Below are 18,369 nucleotides of genomic sequence, written 5' to 3' on the forward strand. Positions count from 1 at the left end.
GGGCGCAGCCAAGGCAGGACGGGCTATTCTCAACACCTCGCTCTTACCCGCCGTACTTTTGCTCCATGCGCTACCTTCTCATCCTACTCGTCACTTTCGCCACGCTGGCGGCCCAGGCCGGGCCGCCGCAGCTGCTGCTCGACGTGGCACGTTTCCGCAACCTGAACAAAGTGGAGAAGGGCGCCGAAGTGGAAATCTACGTGACCGTGCCCACGCAGTCGCTCACCTACCGGCAGCGCGCTCCCAAGGCATTCCAGTCGTCGGCCCTCGTCACGCTCGACATCCTGAAAGCCGACGGCACTTCGGCCTACCACGAAGTCATCACGCTCAAGCCGCCGGTGCTCACCGACACCACCATTGCCATCAAAAACCCGCAGAGCTTCCTCAAGCGCATCCTGCTGCCCGATGGCAAGTACACCCTGCGCGGCACCGTGAAGGACCAATACCGGAGCACTGGCGGCGAAACGGTAGTAGAAAAACCGCTGGTGCTGGAAGGCCAGCCCGGCCCTTTTCTGAGTGATGTGGTGCTGCTTTCCCGCCCCGCGGCCAAGAGTGGGGGCGACGATAATTTCGCCCGAGGCGGCTACCGCCTCACTCGCGCCCCCGGCGGCAGCTACGGCCGCGGAGCGGACAATGTGTTCTTCTACACCGAATTGCACAACGCCCCCGTGGGCCAGGTCCTGCGTGTGCACTACCACCTCACCACGCCCGACGGCTCGGCGGCCGATGCCGACGCCACCCTCACACCCCAGAGCGGCCGCCCCACCAGCATAGCCGGGCAGCTCCCGATGGGGCCGTTGCCCGATGGCCCGTTCACGCTGTTTGTGGAAGTGTATGGCGGCCCCGGCAATAAGAAGCTGCTGGCAGGCCACCGCGCCATCGGCGAGCACACCGCCGCCGAATACGCGCCCGCCGGCGCCGCCGTGCCCCGCTAAGCATGGCCACGAAAGGAACCCTCGCCACCGTCGGCCGGCCCTACGCCTGGTACTTCGAGCCGCTGTGGTGGCTGCTGCTGGCCCTGGCGCACCTGCCGCTGGCAGTGCTGTATGTATTCGCCGAAGCCATTTATTTCCTGCTGGCCTACGTGGTGCGCTACCGTTGGCGCGTGGTCACGGAAAACCTGCGCAACTCCTTCCCGGAGAAAACGCCAGCTGAAATCGAGCGCACCGGTAAGGCTTTCTACCGGCACTTTGCCCAGGTAGTGGTGGAAATTCTGAAGCTGGCCGCCATTTCGCCCGAAGAAATGCGGCAGCGCATGCGCTTCACCAACCCGGAACTGATGACGCGCCACTTTGCCGAAAACCGGCTGGTGCTCTCGCTGGGCTCACACATGGGCAACTGGGAATGGATTTTGAACGGCGCGGCGCTGGAGTTTCCCGGCCGGGCCGCCGGCGTGTACAAGCCGCTCAACAACCTGTTTTTCGAAACCCTGATGCGCCGCCTGCGCACCCGCTTCGGTGCCGATGCCGTGCCCATGCTGGCCACGCTTCGCTACTTGGTGGCCCACCGCGGCGATGGCCGCACCCTCAGCCTGCTCACCGACCAGGCCGCCGGCCCCGAAGACCGGCCCTACTGGACCCAGTTTCTCAACCAGGACACCAGCTTCTACACCAGCGCCGACCGCCTGGCCGTGCAGCTCGATTGCGCGGTGCTCTACGTGGGCATCCGCCGCGTGCGGCGCGGGTACTACGAAGTCACCTTCACCGAACTGCCCGATGGCCGGGCCGCGAAAGGTGCGTCCGCCGGCACGTTCCCCATTACCGAAGCCTTCGCCCGGCAGCTGGAAGCGGACATGCGCGCCTCGCCGGAGCAATATCTGTGGACGCATCGCCGCTGGAAGCACAAGCGGTAGCCCCGTTTGTCATTGCGAGTGGAGCGCAGCGCAACGCGGCAACCGAAGGTCAGCGAAGCTAAAGCCTTTTCAATAATAAAAAGCCCCAATACCGTAGAGTATTGGGGCTTTCTGGTAAAAGAAGGTGTCTGGTTGGTGCAGGATGGATTAGCTACGCTGTCCTTCGGGTGCTTCGTCGTGCTTCCTCGCAATGACAGGTGATTACAAATACTGCTCAATGTCGCCGGCACCCTGACGCACCAACTCAAAGTCGTCATTCGTGCAGTCGATGATGGTGCTGGGCACGTTGCCACCGAAACCGCCGTCAATCACGAGGTCCACCAGCAGGCGGTACTTTTCGTAAATCAGGTCCGGGTCGGTCACGTATTCTTCGAGGGTGTTTTCGTCCTCGCGCACCGAGGTGCTCACGATGGGATTACCCAATTCCTTCACCAGCTGGCGGATAATCTGGTTATCCGGCACGCGGATACCCACGGTTTTGCGCTTGGTGCCGCCGAAGCGCGGCGCGTTGGAGCTGGCTTCAAAAAGAAAGGTAAACGGGCCAGGGAGAGCTTTTTTGATGACTTTGTAGGTTTCCGTGGTGATGCCGTGGGCGTAGTCGGAAATGTGCGACAGGTCGTAGCAGATGAAGCTTAGGTTCGCCTTTTCAGGCAGCAGTTTTTTGATGCGGCAGACTTTTTCCACGGCTTTGGCATTGGTCACATCGCAGCCGATGCCATAGACGGTATCGGTGGGGTAAATAATGACTCCCCCCTTACGCAATACGTCAACGGCTTGCTGAATGCGGCTCTGCGGCGGATTTTCGGGGTGGATGCGGAGAAGGGTGGCGGGCATAGATACAGCTGAAGGTTAGTAAATTAGATGCAAAGTGGGACGGCGCTACGGCCACGGCCTACTGCGGCGGACAACCCGCCAGGCCAAAGGCGCGGGCAAGGTACTACGGCTAGCCGAAACGAAACAACTCAAACCCCGCCCGCGCCGTGCGGTTGCCAGCCTTCGTACTTTTGGCGCCGCTCCCCCGATTCCCTTCTCAACTCCCATGGCCAAACCTGCCCAAAAGTCCATCCTCGAACGCCGCGACGACGCTCTGAAACGCCGCAAACGCTGGGCTACTGTGAGCATCATTTTCACGCTCGCGCTGGTCTGCTTCTCCTATTATTTCTACCAGGTGTTCTTCACCGCCAACATCGAAACCAAGGGCAAGCCCACCTACGTGGTAATCCCACGTGGCGCCACCTGGAAAACGGCCCTCGCGGCCATCGACAAAACCGGCACCGTGGTCGACAAGCTCTCGCTGCACTTCGTGGCCCGGCTGATGAAGTACGACAAGCCCGGCGCCGTGAAGCCCGGCAACTACGAGCTCAAAGACGGCTTCACCAACCGCCAGCTCATCAACGTGCTCAAGAGCGGGGCCCAGTCGCCGGTGAAGCTCACCTTCAACACGGTGCGCCTGCGCAACGAGCTGGTGACCAAGCTGGCCAGCCAGGTGGATGTGCCCGCCGCCCGGCTCGATTCGCTGCTGCGCGACCCTGCTTATACCAAAAGCCTGGGCTTCGACACCACCACGGTGCTCACCATGTTCATCCCGAACACCTACGACGTGTATTGGAACACCTCGGCCAAACGCCTATTTCAGCGCCTGAAAACGTCCTACGAGCAGTTCTGGACGCCCGCCCGTGACGCCGAACGCGAAAAGCTGCACCTCACCCGCGCCCAGGTCAGCACCCTGGCCAGCATCGTGGAAGCCGAGCAGCAGCAGCACGCCGACGAGCGCCCCCGCATTGCGGGCGTGTACCTCAACCGCCTCAAGCGCGGCATGAAGCTCCAGGCCGACCCCACCGTGGTCTACGCCAACCACGACTTCACCATCAAGCGCGTGCTCAACGTGCACTTGCAAAAGGATTCGCCCTACAATACCTATAAATACGCCGGCCTGCCGCCCGGCCCCATCAACCTGCCCAGCATCGCCAGCATCGACGCTGTATTGAAGCCCGAGAGCAACAACTACCTCTACTTCTGCGCCAAAGAAGATTTCAGCGGCTACCACGCTTTTGCCACAAATGAGGCGGAGCATATTGCCAATGCCCGCCGCTACCAGGCCGCGCTGAACCGGGCGGGAATCCGCTAAAGTGTTGAATTTTGAGGGTTGAATGTTGAGTTTAATATTCGCTACGTAATTGAAAGCTGATAATCCGATTGCTGAACGGAGCTTCACATTTGCCTTGCAAATTGTTGAAGTGTACAAACTACTGAGTAGCGAGCGGGAATATGTTTTGTCGAAGCAGTTGTTGAGAAGCGGCACCAGCATTGGCGCTAATGTAGCCGAAGCGACGGCGGCAATATCAAGGCGGGACTTTGCCGCTAAAATGTCTATTGCGTCGAAAGAAGCGCGCGAAACAAAATACTGGTTGATGCTCCTTGAACAGGGAGGATTGACTCAAATTGATTTAAGCGGCCCGTTGAACGAGGTAAACCAACTGATTAATATTCTCACAGCAATTGTCAAAACAGCGCAGGCCAATATGGAATAATGTTGAATAACTCAACATTCAACCCTCAAAACTCAACCCTACCTTGTACACCTCCGACATCCAAATCCGCGTGCGCTACGCCGAAACCGACCAGATGGGCTACGTCTATCACGGCAACTACGCGGCGTATTTCGAAGTGGCCCGCACCGAGGCGTTCCGCAAGCTCGGCATCAGCTACAAGGAGCTGGAAGCCGACGGCGTGGGCATGCCGGTAGGGGAGCTGCGCACCCGCTTCCGCCGCCCCGCCCGCTACGACGACCTGCTGACCGTGCGCCTGCTGCTGCGCCAGCCGCCCGAAGGCACGCGGGTACTGTTCGAATACGAGATTTACAACGAAGCCCGGGAGCTGCTCACCGAGGGCCACACGCTGATGGTATTTGTGAAAACCACCACCGGCCGGCCCGTACCTATCCCCGAAAGCATCCAGCAGCAACTGGCCCCGTATTTTAGCGAAGACGACCTGGAAAGCCCAGTACTGCCCAAGCCCGGCGCTATTCTGCCCGATGCGCCCGCACCGGCCGCGTTCAGAAAGTAAAAGTGTTGAGTTTTGAATGTTGCGGGTTGAGTTTTTATTCGGCCGATTCATTCTAAAGCGCAACCCTCCACATTCAACCCTCCCGTGAAAGCCCCCGCCGCTATTCGCCGTGCCCGCTTCCCCGATGTGCGCCAGCAACGGCCGTACCGGCGGGCCATTGTGGGCCTGAAGCGACTGCGCCTGCCCGGCGGTCACGCCTCGCTCTACGACGTGCTCGACCGCATTCTGCACGAGCTACGGCTCGACTCGCTGGAGAAGCGCGCCGCCTACATGGCCTTCAACCTCACGGTGGCCCTGTTCCCGACCATTATTTTCCTGTTCACGCTCATTCCGTACATCCCCGTGCCGAACCTGAACGTGGACATCCTCCAGTTCCTGGCCGATTTCATGCCCCGCGAGCTGTATGCGGCCACCGCCTCCACCATCGAGGACATTGTGAACATTCCGCACGGCGGCTTGCTCTCCTTCGGTTTCGGCACGGCGCTGGTGCTCAGCTCTAACGGCATCATGGCCCTGCTCGATGCCTTTGAGAAAAAGTATCCGTGGTTCAAGCACCGCAGCTACCTGCGCAAGCGTATGATTGCCACGGCGCTAACATTCGTGCTGGCCCTGATATTGCTGCTGTCCATTGCGGGCATCTTTTTCGGCACTTACCTTATTGATGGGCTGGTATTCTATGAAATCGTGCCCGAGCGGTTTACCGATTTGGTGCTCACACTCATCCGCTACGGCTCGCTGATTGGCCTGTTTCTGAGCACCACCTGCGTCATTTACTACTTCGTGCCGCCCGTGCACGACAAGTGGCCACTGGTGTCGGCCGGGGCTATTGTGGCCACGCTGCTCATTTTTTTGGTGTCGTTTCTCTTCACGCTCTACGTCCGCATTTTCGATTCGTACAACCATTTCTATGGCTCCATCGGGGCGCTGGTAGGCTTCATGGTGTGGCTCGAATTTGTGTGTATGACCCTGATTATCGGGTTCGAAGTGAACGTGAGCATGGACGCCGTGACCGGCCGCCGCCGGCAGATGCTGCAGGAGCAGCTGGCCACCAAAGCGCAGTAGGGGAGGACCGAAAAATCGGCCGCCCGAAAAAAAAATCAACTCAGAGGCTGCACCGTAGCAGATTCCTTTTTACTTTTGCACTCCCCAATCACTCGGGGGCCTTATAGAGAGGTGGCAGAGTGGTCGAATGCGACGGTTTCGAAAACCGTTATACCGGCAACGGTATCGGGGGTTCGAATCCCCCCTTCTCTACAAAAAGGCTTTTTCTGCGCTGGGAAAAGCCTTTTTTGTTGTTTTACCAAAATCCAGCGCACCAGAGTAATTGACCCAGAGAAGTGGCAGAGTGGTCGATTGCGGCGGTCTTGAAAACCGCTGACTGTAACAGGTCCGGGGGTTCGAATCCCTCCTTCTCTACAAAAACCCTGTTTCCGATATGGAAATGGGGTTTTTGCTTTTTGGGAGGATTTGTTTTCGAATAACCTGCTGCCACCTTGACAGCCCTAAGCTGTTCAGGCAGCTGATAGTGTCCTATACTTGTTCCGCAAAATGACCGCGCCTAGCCGCGCCGCGAACTTTGCCAGAAGCGTAGAATTTGGCTTGGGAGGCCAACAAGGCCGGTAAAGCGCCGGGCAATTTGTTCTGCTCACGATGGAACGGTAGCAGTGTAAACTAAATACCTCCAACTTAGTACATGTTTCAGAAACGCTTGCATTTTTGAATAAGTAACAGCCAATTCCTTGCCGACCACGACAGAAGAGAATAGCGCGGAGCTTTGGAATGCCTTTCGGGGGGGAGAAGCCCGCGCCCTGGCTATCTTGTTCGAGACCTATTACGACGCGCTGTATCACTACGGGCTGAAGCTGACCGGCGACGAAGACTTGGTGAAGGACTGCATTCAGAACCTGTTTCAGAAGCTGTGGCGGCGGCGCGAGGGGCTGCGGGCCGTGCAGGTGGTAAAGGCGTACCTGTTTAAAGCTCTGCGCCGGCACCTTGGCGATGAAACCAAGATGCTGCGGCAGCACCGCCATCTGCTCCCTACTTATACTGATTCGTTCGAGGTGACGTACTCGCACGAGGAGTTCCTGATTGCCCAGCAGGGCGACGCCGAGCAGAGCGCCCGGCTGCTGGCGGCTCTCAACCAACTCTCGAAGCGGCAGCGGGAGGCGTTGTATCTGAAGTTTTTTGATGGGTTTACCTACGAGCGCATCGCGGAGGTGATGTCGCTCAACGTTCAATCAGTTCGCAACCTGATTTTCAATGCTCTGCAGACCTTGCGCAAGGTGTTGGTAATGGCGCTGGTGTTGATTTTCAAGCTGGCTGGTTAGCTTAATTGGCTCTGGAGTAGCCACGATTTCGGCGGTTTGAAAAAAAAGTTTTACCGACATGAGTATAAACGGCCACTTCGGCCGTGATGGAGATGAATGGGGCTGCCCGCGACTACCCGCTTGGCAGCAAAACGCGACAGTATGTGCCGTCCCATTCAGCCCTCTGCTTATGAAATACGCCGCTTACTCGACCGAGGATTTTTTAGCTGATGAGTCGTTCCAATCGTTTGTGGTTGGGGATGACGCTGAGGCTGTGCAGTTTTGGCGCAACTGGATTGTCCAGAACCCCGCCAAGCAGGCCGAATTTGATGAAGCCGTAGCGGTGCTGCAACTGCTGGCCACCCGTCAGCCGCAGCCCGTGCCCGAGGCTCTGAAACAGGAAGAAGCTGCCAAGCTGTGGCACGCCATGCACCCGCCGGTGGTGCCCCGCGCCCAGCCGGCCCTGCGCGTGGGCCGGCGCGCCCGCCGTTGGGCCAGCGCAGCCGTAGCGGCCCTGGCACTGGGCTTCGCGGGTGTGGGCCTGTGGCAGCACGCCACGCCCACCGCCCCGGTTTGGACCAGCTACACCACCCACGCCGGTGAGCACCGCGTGGTGACCCTGCCGGATGGCTCCCGCGTGACGATGAACGCCAACTCGGTGCTGAAGCTGGCCACCACTTGGCAGCCCGGCCACGCCCGCGAAGTGTGGCTGGCGGGCGAAGCTTTTTTTGCCGTGCGCCACACCGCGCCGGCGCAGCTGAAAGCCGTAGCTGCCGCTTCGGCCAACGTAAAGTTCACTGTACACGCCGGGCCACTGGATGTGGCCGTGCTGGGCACGCAGTTCGACGTGCTGAACCGGCCGGGCCGAACCAAGGTGGTACTGAAATCGGGACAGGTGCAGCTACGACACCAGCACGCCGGCCGCACCGAAGAAATGCTGATGAAGCCCGGCGAACTGGTGGAATACCGCCCCACCGCCCCGCAGGCCCCCCTGGCCAAGCGGGTGGTGAACCCCACGCTATATGCGGCCTGGACCACTGGACACCTCGATTTCAACGACACGCCGGTGGCCGAAATCATCACGCTGCTGGAGGATACTTATGACCTCGAAATCACGGTCAGCAATTCGGCCCTGCGCCAGCAGAAACTCACTGGCTCGGTACCCAACCGGGATGTGGATACACTTTTGAATGCTTTTGGTAAGTCGTTGGATGTGAACGTGCGCCGCGAGGGCAACCACGTCTGGCTCGATTGATTCCGCGGCTTTGCGGCTTTTGCTTTAGTCCTACTTTCCGCCCTTAGAATTCCCACCTATGGCCCTTTTTACGCAGTCTTTGAAGCTGCTGCCGCTACTGCTGGCCGGTAGCCTCAGCACAGCTCACGCACAGGCACAGCGCCCGCTCATGGCAATGCTCAAAGCCCCGCAGCAGCCCGAACCGGCCACTGGCCGGCCCAACGTCCGGGGCACATCGCTGGAAAGCCTGCTGCAGGAAATGAAGACGGTACATCATGCCTACTTTCTGTACCGCAGCGAGTTAGTGCGGGATAAGGTCGTCAACCTTGATGCGATGACGTTTCGCAGCTGGGAAGAGAAGCTGACCTATGCCGTGACCATGAGCGGCCTACGGGTAGAGAAAACGGACCGCAACGTGTACGTCATCTCGATGCCCAAGTCTTCTGCCCCCAATCCGCAAACGATTGGGGGCAACAGCGGCCCCAGTGCGTCTAACTGGGAAACGGCCGGCGCCACAAGCCCCCAAGCCGTAATAGTACGTGGCCAAGTAACCGGCCCCGACAAAGCGCCCATCCCCGGCGTGACGGTGCTGGTGAAAAACACCACCAACGGCACGACTACTGACGCAGACGGTAATTTCTCTCTAAGCCTACCGGATGCCGACGCTACGCTGGTGATTTCGGCCATTGGCTTTGTGACGCAGGAAGTCGCCCTGCAAGGCCGCACCACGGTGAATGTGGCCCTGCAAACCGACGTGAAAGCCCTGGAAGAAGTGGTGGTGATGGGCTACACCAGCCAGAAAAAGGCCGACGTGACGGTGGCAGTGTCGCAGATTGACCAGCGCGACATCAACAGCATTCCGGTGACGGGCGTGGCCCAGATAATGCAGGGCAAGGCGGCCGGTGTGGCCATCACACAGGCCACTGGCGCGCCGGGCGAAAACATTGCGGTGCGAATTCGCGGCGTGGGTACTATTAATGATAACGACCCGCTCTACATCATCGACGGGGTGCCGACCAAAGACGGCATCAACCAGATTTCGCCCAATGATATTGAAACCATCAATATTCTGAAGGATGCAGCGGCGGCGGCCACTTATGGCGCGCGTGCTTCCAACGGCGTGGTGATTGTGACGACCAAGCGCGGCAAAACCGGCAAGCCCCGGCTGAGCGTGAGCGCCTACACGGGCGTGCAAACGGCGTCGAACCTCATTAAAATGGCTAACACCAGCCAGTACGTGAACGCCTACAATGTGGCGGCGAAAAACGACGGCCGCGAGCAGATTCCAGCCGCGCTGGCAGCCACATTGCCCGACGTGAACTGGCTGAAGGAAGTGTTAAAGCCGGCCCAGCAATACAACGTGCAGGCCGATGTGAGCGGCGGCGGCGAAAATTCGCAGTACATCGTGTCGGGCAGCTACTTGAAGCAGGATGGCTTGATTCAGAACTCGTCGTACGACCGGTACAACCTGCGCACGGCGGTGAACAGCACGCTGTCGAAATACGTGAAGGTGGGCACCAACGCCAACCTGTCGTATTCGAAAACGCGGCAGGTGGGCACGTCCGGCGACGGCTTTGGCGATGGCAACCCAGGGGCCAGCATCGTGCGCTACGCATTGTTTCGGACGCCGGCCACGCCGGTGTACAATGACCAGGGCCAGTTTGTAGACCTGCCCAAGAATAACGGTGTACTGACCGCGAATTACTTCGGCGACGGCATCAACCCGGTGGCGCTGGCCGATGCGGCCGACCGCAATTTTTACCGCTACGCGCTGCTGGGCAATGCTTTTGTCGAAGTCACGCCCATCGAGCGGCTGCATATCCGCTCCGACTACGGAGTGACGTTCCGGATTACGGATTATAAGCAGTTTTTCAAGACGTTCGGCATTGACCGGGCGTTCAACTCGCCCCCGCAACTGGGCCAGTCCAACACCAACGAATTCAACTACAACTGGACCAACACTGCTACTTACGACCTGCTGCTGGGCAAGCACACGTTCAATATTCTGCTCGGCACGGAGGCCATTAAAAACAACGTGCGGTCGTTGTCGGCCTCGCGGCGCGGCTATGTCGACCAAACGGCCACTTTTCAGTACCTGGACAGCGGCACCGGCATTCAGCAAAATGGCGGCAACGAGGCGCACAGCTCGTTGCTGTCGGCCTTCGGGCGGCTGGGTTACGACTACGACGGGCGGTATCTGGCCAGCTTCAACTTCCGCACCGATGGCTCGTCACAGTTCCTGCCCGGCAACCGCACGCAGACTTTTTTCTCCGGCTCCCTGGGCTGGAACTTGATGCAGGAACGATTTATGAGCAGCATCTCGGCGCTGTCGCAGCTGAAGCTGCGGGCCAGCGTGGGCCAGCTCGGCAACTCGGCCATCGGCAACTACCCGTATGCCTCGCTGGTGGGCAACACGGGCTATTACCCCTTTGGTGGCGTGTCCACGCTTGGGCTGAGCATCGTGTCGAAGGGCAACCCGCAGATTCGCTGGGAAACCAGCACCCAGACCGACGTCGGCCTCGATGTGGGCCTTCTGAAAGGCGCGCTGCAACTGACTGTAGACTACTTCGTGAAGAACACCTCGCGGGTGCTGCTCAACCTGCCGCTGCCCAGCAGCGCCGGCAACGCCGGCAACCCGCCCAGCAACGCCGGTAATATCCGCAACCAGGGCTTGGAAGTGGAACTGAGCTACCGCAACAGCATCGGCAAGGACTGGAGCTTTGGGGTGACCGGCAACATGGCCACGCTGCACAACGAGGTGATTTCGCTGGGCCAGGCCCAGCCCATCGTGGGCGGGCGCATCGACAACAACTACTACGCCACGCTCACGGCCGTGGGCCAGCCGGTGGGCGCATTCTACCTGCTGCAAACCGACGGTATTTTCCAGAACGCCCAGGAGGTATTCACCCATGCCTACCAGGGGCCGGGCGTGCAGCCGGGCGACGTGAAGTTCAAGGATATCAGCGGGCCCGACGGTGTGCCCGATGGCGTCATCGACGGGTATGACCGCACCTTCGTAGGCAGTCCCATTCCCACGCTCACCTACGGTCTGACCGGCAATGTGCGCTGGAAAAGCATCGATTTGAGCGTGTTCTTCCAGGGCATTCACGGCAACAAGATTTACAACCAGGTCAACACCGACATCGAAGGCTTTTACCGTGCCTTCAACCTGACCGAGCGCGCTGCCACCAACTATTGGACAGGGGAGGGCAGCACCAACGAGTTTCCGCGCCTGTCGTGGACCGGGGCCACCAACAACAAGCAGCCCTCTACCCGCTATTTGGAGGATGGCTCCTACCTGCGCCTGAAAAACGTGCAGCTCGGCTACACCTTCGGCGACAAGCTGCTTTCGCCGCTGCGCATTTCATCGGTTCGCCTCTACGCCAGCGTGCAGAACCTGCTCACTTTCACCAAGTACACCGGCCTCGACCCCGAGCAGGGCACCAACAGCAACTCACTTGGCGACGGCGTGCGGGCCACCGGCATCGACTTCGGGACTTATCCCTCGGCGCGCACCTTCACAGTGGGCATTAACGCGGGATTCTAACTACTTGGCAAGCATACTATCATGAAATTTCCACCCATTGCCGCCGCCCTGCTCGCTACGCTGGCTTTTGCCACGGCGGGCTGCGAGAAATTCCTGGACCAGCCCGTGCTGGGGCAGTACGAAGCCGGCCAGTTTTTTACCTCAAACACCAACGCCGTGCTGGCCGTGAACGCGGCCTACGTGCCCCTCTCGTTCCGCGACGCGGCCTCGAACCCGCTGTGGGTGCTGGGCGACGTGGCTTCGGATGATGCCGTGAAAGGCAGCAACCCCGGCGACCAGGCCGACTTCGAGAACATCGACAACTTCAACATCACGCCCACCAATGCGGCCGTGGAGGCCATGTGGAAACGCTACTACGACGGCATTTTCAAGTGCAACGTGGTGACTGACGGCCTGCCCGCCACCAACACCGCCGTGACCGCCGACGTGCGCCAGCAGGTGCTGGGCCAGGCGCAGTTTCTGAGAGCCTACTACTACTTCCAACTGACGACGATGTACGGGCGCATTCCACTGCGCCTGAAGGTGGAAACGCCCGAGGAACTGCAAAGTCCGGCCCGCGACCAGGCCGACATCTACGCCCAGATTGAGAAGGACTGCACCGATGCGGCCGCCACCCTGCCCAACGCCTGGACTGGGGCCGACCTCGGGCGCGCCACCAAGGGCGCGGCGCTGGCGCTGCTAGCCAAAACGTACCTGTACGAGAAGAAATACGCGCTGGCCGCCAGCACCGCCCAGCAGGTAACCGCATTGGGTTACACGCTGCTGCCGGTATTTGCCGACAACTTTCGGGCCGCCACTAAGAATAATGCCGAGAGCATTTTCTCGGTGCAGCACACTGCTGGCCTCAGCCCCGGCCAGGGCAACAACCTGAACCAGTGGTTTGCCCCGCGCCTGCAAAACGGCTACGGCTTCTTCTTCCCAACCAAAAGCCTGGTCAACAACTTCGAGAAAACCGCCGCTGGCGTGGTCGACCCGCGTCTGGACTACTCGGTGGGCCGGTTCGGGCAGCCATTTTTCGGAATTCCGTTCGACACCACCTGGACCACCACCGGCTACCTCTCGAAAAAGCATTTGCAGCCGCTGAGTGAGGTGCCCGCCAATACCAAGGGCGACGGCAACCTGAATTTCCAGGCCATCCGCTACGCCGAGGTGCTACTCATCGAGGCCGAGGCCGATAACGAGGCCGGTAATTCCGGCGCCGCCCTCGGCCCGCTGAACAAGGTGCGCAAGCGGGCCCGCGAAAGCTACCTCAACGACCAGAACCTGACCGGCTACGGCACGGTGCCGGCCGGCTTGCTGCCCGACATCACCACCACCGACCAGAACCTGCTGCGCGAATACATCCGCCGCGAGCGCCGGGCCGAACTGGCCCTTGAATTCCAGCGCTTTTTCGACGTCATCCGCTACGGCGAGGCGTATGCCCGGGCCGCGCTTAGCGACCGGCCCAACTTCAACTACGCCCGCCACAAGTTTTTCCCGGTGCCGCAGAGCGAGCGCGACACCAATAAAAAACTGGGCCTGTAGCCGCTATATCACCTTTTTTCTTCATTCCCAACCCTCACCATTTTCAAAACCCCACCATGAAAAATTCTAAAGTTTTACTCCTTTTCCTTGGCTTGCTGCTTTTTGGCGCCATGTCGGTCATGTCGTCGTGCTCGAAAAGCAGCGACTCGACGGCTACGCCTACCGTCAATGCCGATAAGACCAAGCTCACGGCGCTGATTGACTCCACCAACGCTGTGTACACGGCCGCCGTGGAAGGCACCAAGCCCGGTACCTACGCCACTGGCTCGAAGGCCACGTTCAAAACGTCCATCGACCTTGCCACCACTACCAAAGCCGATGCTGCCGCCTCGCAGGCCACCGTGAACACGGCTGAAGCCAGCCTGCGCCGCGCCGCCAAAGTGTTCCAGAACAGCCTCATTCAGGAAGTGTCGGCCGCCAATCTGGTGGCTCAGTGGAAGTTTGCTGGCAATGCCAACGACGCCACTGCCAATGGCAACAACGGTACGCCGAAAGCGGGTACTATCAACGGGCCAACTTCGACCGCCACCACCAAGGTGCCGGTAGTGGGCACGGCGGTGCCGGTGCTGGTAGCCGACCGGTTTGGTCGCGCCAATCAGGCATATGAATTCAATAACGGTGCGTACATCGAAGTGCCCTACAAGCTGGCGCTCAACCCGCAGGCCATTACCATCAGCGCCTGGGTGAAGCCGGTTGACTCGAACCCTGACAACTACATCGTGTCGTTGAACCGTTGGACGGGCTACAAATTCCAGTTGCAGGGCGACCGTAAGCCCTTCCTGACCGTGACGACTACCAACACTGCCAACCCCATTTCGGACCGCGATGCAGCTTCGGGCATTGTACCGGCCAACGCGTGGTCGCACGTAGTAGCCTCGTATGTAGACGGCACCATGAAGTTCTACATCAACGGCGCCATGGTAAAAACCTGGACCGACGTATCGGGCACGCTGAAAGCTACGCCTCAGGCCGTGCCGCTGTGCATCGGCCAGCAGCTGCCCAACAGCATCTACAACAGCGCCCCCACCGGTGGCCAGGCAGTCGACTACTTCCAGTTCTATGGCGAGTCGTACTTCAAGGGCCAGATGGATGATATCCGCATTTATAACCGCGCCCTGACCGACGCCGAGGTGCAGTCCATCTTCACCATCGAAAACACGCTGTAATCGGCGCGTTGGCTGCTTTTTCGTCTCCCACCGTTCCATTCGTCGGAATGGTGGGAGATTTTTTTATCCGCTCCCTAGTACCCGCAATCGTATGACTCGTTTCGAATTCTCCACCCGCCCCCGCCTGGCCGGCAGCGCCGCCATGCTGGCCCTGGCCTTGCTGCTGGGCTGCAACGGCACCGACCGCAGCACTCCCGCCGCCACCGATACGCCCGCAGCCGCCGGCCCCGACAGCTGGCAGCTGCTCGACTTCGTGAAGGCTGACACCGACAACCCCATTATGGGCCCCAGCCCGGTGGGTCAGTTCACCGACCCCATCCTGAAACAGCCCATTAAGTGGGAAGAAAAGGACGTGTTCAACCCCGCCGTGGTGGTGAAGGACGGTAAAATTTTCATGCTCTACCGGGCCGAAAACCTGGTGACGCCCAGCGTGGGCAAGACCTCGCGCATCGGCTTGGCCAGCAGCACCGACGGCATCCATTTCACCCGCATGGCCACGCCCGTGCTACACCCCGACAACGACGCCCAGAAGAAGTGGGAGTGGCCCGGCGGCACCGAAGACCCCCGCGTAGTGCAGGACGACCAGGGCACCTACTACATGACCTACACCGCCTACGACGGCGACAAGGCCCGCCTGCACATCGCCACCAGCACCGACCTGCTGAACTGGACCAAATACGGCAATGTATTCGCCCAGTTCAGCGGCGGCCGCTACGTGGACAAGTGGACCAAATCGGGCTCCATTGTGTCGCGCTACGAGGACGATGGCCGCATCGTGGCCACCAAAATCAACGGCAAATACTGGATGTACTGGGGCGATGCGCAAATCTGGCTGGCCTCGTCCGACGACCTGATTCACTGGACGCCGGTGGAGATGGCGGCCGGCGAAAAGCCGCCCGTGCCCCTACGCGCCCAGGCCCTCACCATGCCCGATTTGAAAATTGTGCTGCCCACCCGCGAAGGCAAGTTCGACAGCGACCTTGTGGAGTCAGGCCCGCCGGCCATGATTACCGACCAGGGCATCCGACTGATTTACAACAGCCGCAACGTGCCCGCCATCGGCGACAAGAACCTGCCTGAAGGCACCTACTCCGCGGCCCAGGCACTGTTCGATAAAAATGACCCCAGCAAGCTGCTCAAGCGCATGGATAATTACTTCATGCGCCCCGAAAAGCCCTACGAAACCACCGGCCAAGTAAATCAAGTCGTGTTCCTCGAAGGCTTGGCCCGCTTCAAGTCGAAGTGGTTCCTGTACTACGGCACGGCCGATTCCAAGATTGCCGTGGCTACACGGCCGCAGTAGTTTCGGTAAATCACTCAAGAACGTCATGCTGAGCGCAGCCGAAGCATGACGTTCTTTTATTCTGGATTCTTCCTCTCCAACCCAATTCCCACCCATGCAAACCACCACGGCCATCAGCGCCCCCGAAAAAGTCCCGTTCACCGAGAAGAAATACATTCCGACGCTGGTGTTCGTCTCGTCGCTGTTCATGCTCTGGGCCATTGCCATCACGATGGGCGATGTGCTAAATAAGCATTTTCAGAACGTGCTCAGTGTAAGTAAGGCGCAGTCGGGGCTGGTGCAGTTTTCCATTTTCGGGGCGTATGCCGTGATGGGCATTCCGGCCGGCCTGTTCATGAAGCGCTTTGGGTACAAGCGCGGTGTGCAGCTGGGGCTGGGGCTGTATGCGCTGGGTGCCTTCCTGTTTGTGCCAGCGGCCAATGCCAGCTCGTTTACCTTTTTCCGAGGGGCGCTGTTTATCCTGGCCTGCGGGCTGGCCACGCTGGAGGCCGTGGCACACCCCTTCATGGCCGCCCTCGGCCCGGAAAAAACCAGCGACCAGCGCCTGAACTTCGCCCAATCCTTCAACGGCCTGGGTGCGGTGGTGGGGCCGTTGCTGGGCAGCTACTTCATTCTGAGCGGGGCCAACTCACACGTCAACGGCGACCTCACTTCGGTGAAAAGCCTGTACCTGGCCATTGGCAGCGTCATTCTGGCCATTGCCGTGGCTTTTTCCTTTGTGAAAGTGCCGGCCCTGCAGGACGCGCACGCTGCCCTTGCACCCGCCGAAACCGAAGCCGGCTTCTACTCCGGCACGGCCGAGGAGGTGCCGCAGGCTAAGGGCCTATTCAGCCACGGCCACTTCCGCTGGGCCTGGCTGGCGCAGTTCCTCAACGTGGCGGCGCAGGGCGGCACCTGGGCCTTCTTCATCAACTACGGCGTCGAAAAAATGCATTTCACTGATAAGGTAGCTGCCGGCTATTTCTCGCTGTTTATGGTGATGATGATGAGCGGGCGTTTCGTGGGCACCTTCCTCATGCGCTATATCGCCCCCAATCGGCTGCTGGCCACCTTCGCGCTGGCCAATGTGCTGATGTGCGTTATCGTGGCCCAAAGCTGGGGCTGGCCATCCTTCATCGCGCTGCTGCTGATTAATTTCTTCTTCAGCATCATGTTTCCTACCATTTTCTCGCTGGGCATCAAAGAGCTGGGCCCGCACACCCAGCAGGCCTCCTCCATTCTGGTGATGGCCGTGGCAGGTGGTGCATTTTTTCCCTACCTCATGGGCAAAATCGCCAACCACGACATCGCGGCGGCCTATTACCTGCCCATCATCTGCTACGCCTTCATCGCCCTGTTCGGAGCGCGGCTCTACAAGGTTTCTCATAAAACCGTCTGATTTTTACTACCCGCCGCAAAGGCGCATTTATCATCTGCATGAACGGTTTTCAACGCGAAGAGCAACTCTGGGGCCTGGACCTGGGAGGTACTAAAATTGAGGGCGTCGTCCTTAAATCGGCGCAGGAGCCGGAGGTCCTTTTCCGCGACCGCCTGCCCACCGGCGCCGATAAGGGCTACGACCACGTCCTGAGCCAGATTAAGCAACTGGTGGGCCACATGGAACAGTCCGTGGGCAGCAAGGCCACCAGCCTGGGGCTGGCCACGCCCGGCACCCTGGTTCCTCGTACCGGCCTGATGAAAAACAGTAATGCCCTCTGCCTAAACGGCAAGCCGATGAAGGCCGACCTGAAAAAACTGCTCGGCATCCGCATCGAAATGGCGAACGACGCCAACTGCTTCGCCCTGGCCGAAACCCGTCTGGGCGTGGTGAAGCAGCAGTTTCCTAATGCCAAAGTGGTGTTTGGCATCATCCTGGGCACCGGAGTGGGCGGCGGGCTGGTGGTGAACGGCCACGCGCTGGAAGGTTTCCACGGTCTGGCCGGCGAGTGGGGCCACAATTTCCTCAACGAAGCTGAGGGCCCGCTCTGCTACTGCGGCAAAACCGGCTGCAACGAAAGCATCCTGGCTGGCCCGGCCCTGCAGCGCTACTACGCCAGCCTCACCGGCTTATCCCGCTCCCTGAAGGAAATCACCGAGCGCGCCGCCGCTGACCTCGACCCCGCCGCCGAAGCCACCATGCAGCGCCTAATCAGTTATTTCGGCCGGGCGCTCGGCGTGGTAGTCAATATCGTCGACCCCGACGTCATCGTCATCGGCGGGGGGGTGGGCAACATCGACCGCCTTTACACCGAAGGCGTGAGCCAGGTAGCTCCCTATGTGTTCGACCACGTGTTTGAAACGCCAGTCGTGAAGCCCCAACTGGGCGACAGCGCCGGGGTATTTGGCGCGGCTTACCTCGTGGCCTAAGCCCAGCGGCCATCATTTTTCTCGT

15 protein-coding genes and 2 tRNA genes are annotated in these 18,369 nt (G+C 59.9%); 16 read left to right on the plus strand and 1 reads right to left on the minus strand.

The window, feature by feature from the left end:
• The first annotated feature begins 65 nt into the window (after nt 1–65).
• Nucleotides 66–935, plus strand: a complete 870-nt coding sequence (locus ACYU7Q_RS14940) for a hypothetical protein (protein ID WP_460610238.1) — start codon at nt 66–68, stop codon at nt 933–935.
• Nucleotides 936–937: 2 nt separating this feature from the next.
• The gene (locus ACYU7Q_RS14945; protein WP_460610239.1) at nt 938–1,852 is read left to right on the plus strand and encodes a lysophospholipid acyltransferase family protein; all 915 of its coding nucleotides are present in this window, start codon (nt 938–940) and stop codon (nt 1,850–1,852) included.
• Nucleotides 1,853–2,053: 201 nt separating this feature from the next.
• On the opposite strand, the gene ACYU7Q_RS14950 is transcribed toward ACYU7Q_RS14945, so the two are convergent.
• On the minus strand, nt 2,054–2,686 hold the full coding sequence (locus tag ACYU7Q_RS14950) for an L-threonylcarbamoyladenylate synthase (RefSeq protein WP_460610240.1): 633 nt from the start codon (nt 2,684–2,686) through the stop codon (nt 2,054–2,056).
• A gap of 205 nt (nt 2,687–2,891) precedes the next feature.
• On the opposite strand from ACYU7Q_RS14950, the gene mltG reads away from it, so the two are divergent.
• From mltG to ACYU7Q_RS15020, 14 genes are all read left to right on the plus strand, one after another.
• Entirely contained in the window at nt 2,892–3,980 is a 1,089-nt protein-coding gene (gene mltG, locus ACYU7Q_RS14955; RefSeq protein ID WP_460610241.1) for an endolytic transglycosylase MltG, read from the plus strand.
• A 49-nt stretch (nt 3,981–4,029) separates the two neighbouring features.
• A complete protein-coding gene (locus tag ACYU7Q_RS14960) occupies nt 4,030–4,383 on the plus strand; it encodes a four helix bundle protein (protein ID WP_460610242.1) in 354 nt (117 codons plus the stop codon).
• 43 nt (nt 4,384–4,426) lie between these two features.
• On the plus strand, nt 4,427–4,918 hold the full coding sequence (locus ACYU7Q_RS14965; protein ID WP_460610243.1) for an acyl-CoA thioesterase: 492 nt from the start codon (nt 4,427–4,429) through the stop codon (nt 4,916–4,918).
• A gap of 84 nt (nt 4,919–5,002) precedes the next feature.
• Nucleotides 5,003–5,980, plus strand: a complete 978-nt coding sequence (locus ACYU7Q_RS14970) for a YihY/virulence factor BrkB family protein (RefSeq protein WP_460610244.1) — start codon at nt 5,003–5,005, stop codon at nt 5,978–5,980.
• A gap of 105 nt (nt 5,981–6,085) precedes the next feature.
• A tRNA-Ser gene (locus ACYU7Q_RS14975) sits at nt 6,086–6,172 on the plus strand.
• 77 nt (nt 6,173–6,249) lie between these two features.
• Nucleotides 6,250–6,334: transfer RNA gene (locus ACYU7Q_RS14980), tRNA-Ser, on the plus strand.
• 401 nt (nt 6,335–6,735) lie between these two features.
• Nucleotides 6,736–7,245, plus strand: a complete 510-nt coding sequence (locus tag ACYU7Q_RS14985; RefSeq protein ID WP_460610245.1) for an RNA polymerase sigma factor — start codon at nt 6,736–6,738, stop codon at nt 7,243–7,245.
• A 169-nt stretch (nt 7,246–7,414) separates the two neighbouring features.
• The gene (locus tag ACYU7Q_RS14990) at nt 7,415–8,479 is read left to right on the plus strand and encodes a FecR family protein (protein ID WP_460610246.1); all 1,065 of its coding nucleotides are present in this window, start codon (nt 7,415–7,417) and stop codon (nt 8,477–8,479) included.
• 58 nt (nt 8,480–8,537) lie between these two features.
• Nucleotides 8,538–12,005: a SusC/RagA family TonB-linked outer membrane protein gene (locus ACYU7Q_RS14995; RefSeq protein WP_460610247.1), complete on the plus strand. Its 3,468-nt coding sequence runs from the start codon at nt 8,538–8,540 to the stop codon at nt 12,003–12,005.
• A 21-nt stretch (nt 12,006–12,026) separates the two neighbouring features.
• Complete coding sequence (locus tag ACYU7Q_RS15000; RefSeq protein WP_460610248.1) at nt 12,027–13,529, plus strand: RagB/SusD family nutrient uptake outer membrane protein; 1,503 nt, start codon at nt 12,027–12,029, stop codon at nt 13,527–13,529.
• A 56-nt stretch (nt 13,530–13,585) separates the two neighbouring features.
• The gene (locus tag ACYU7Q_RS15005; RefSeq protein WP_460610249.1) at nt 13,586–14,695 is read left to right on the plus strand and encodes a LamG domain-containing protein; all 1,110 of its coding nucleotides are present in this window, start codon (nt 13,586–13,588) and stop codon (nt 14,693–14,695) included.
• 91 nt (nt 14,696–14,786) lie between these two features.
• Entirely contained in the window at nt 14,787–15,998 is a 1,212-nt protein-coding gene (locus ACYU7Q_RS15010) for a glycoside hydrolase family 130 protein (protein WP_460610251.1), read from the plus strand.
• Between the two features lie 94 nt (nt 15,999–16,092).
• Complete coding sequence (fucP, locus tag ACYU7Q_RS15015; RefSeq protein WP_460610253.1) at nt 16,093–17,376, plus strand: sugar MFS transporter; 1,284 nt, start codon at nt 16,093–16,095, stop codon at nt 17,374–17,376.
• 38 nt (nt 17,377–17,414) lie between these two features.
• Nucleotides 17,415–18,344, plus strand: coding sequence for an ROK family protein (locus ACYU7Q_RS15020; protein WP_460610255.1), 930 nt, complete (start codon nt 17,415–17,417; stop codon nt 18,342–18,344).
• The last annotated feature ends 25 nt before the right edge of the window (nt 18,345–18,369 follow it).

The organism is Hymenobacter terrigena, from assembly GCF_054776515.1.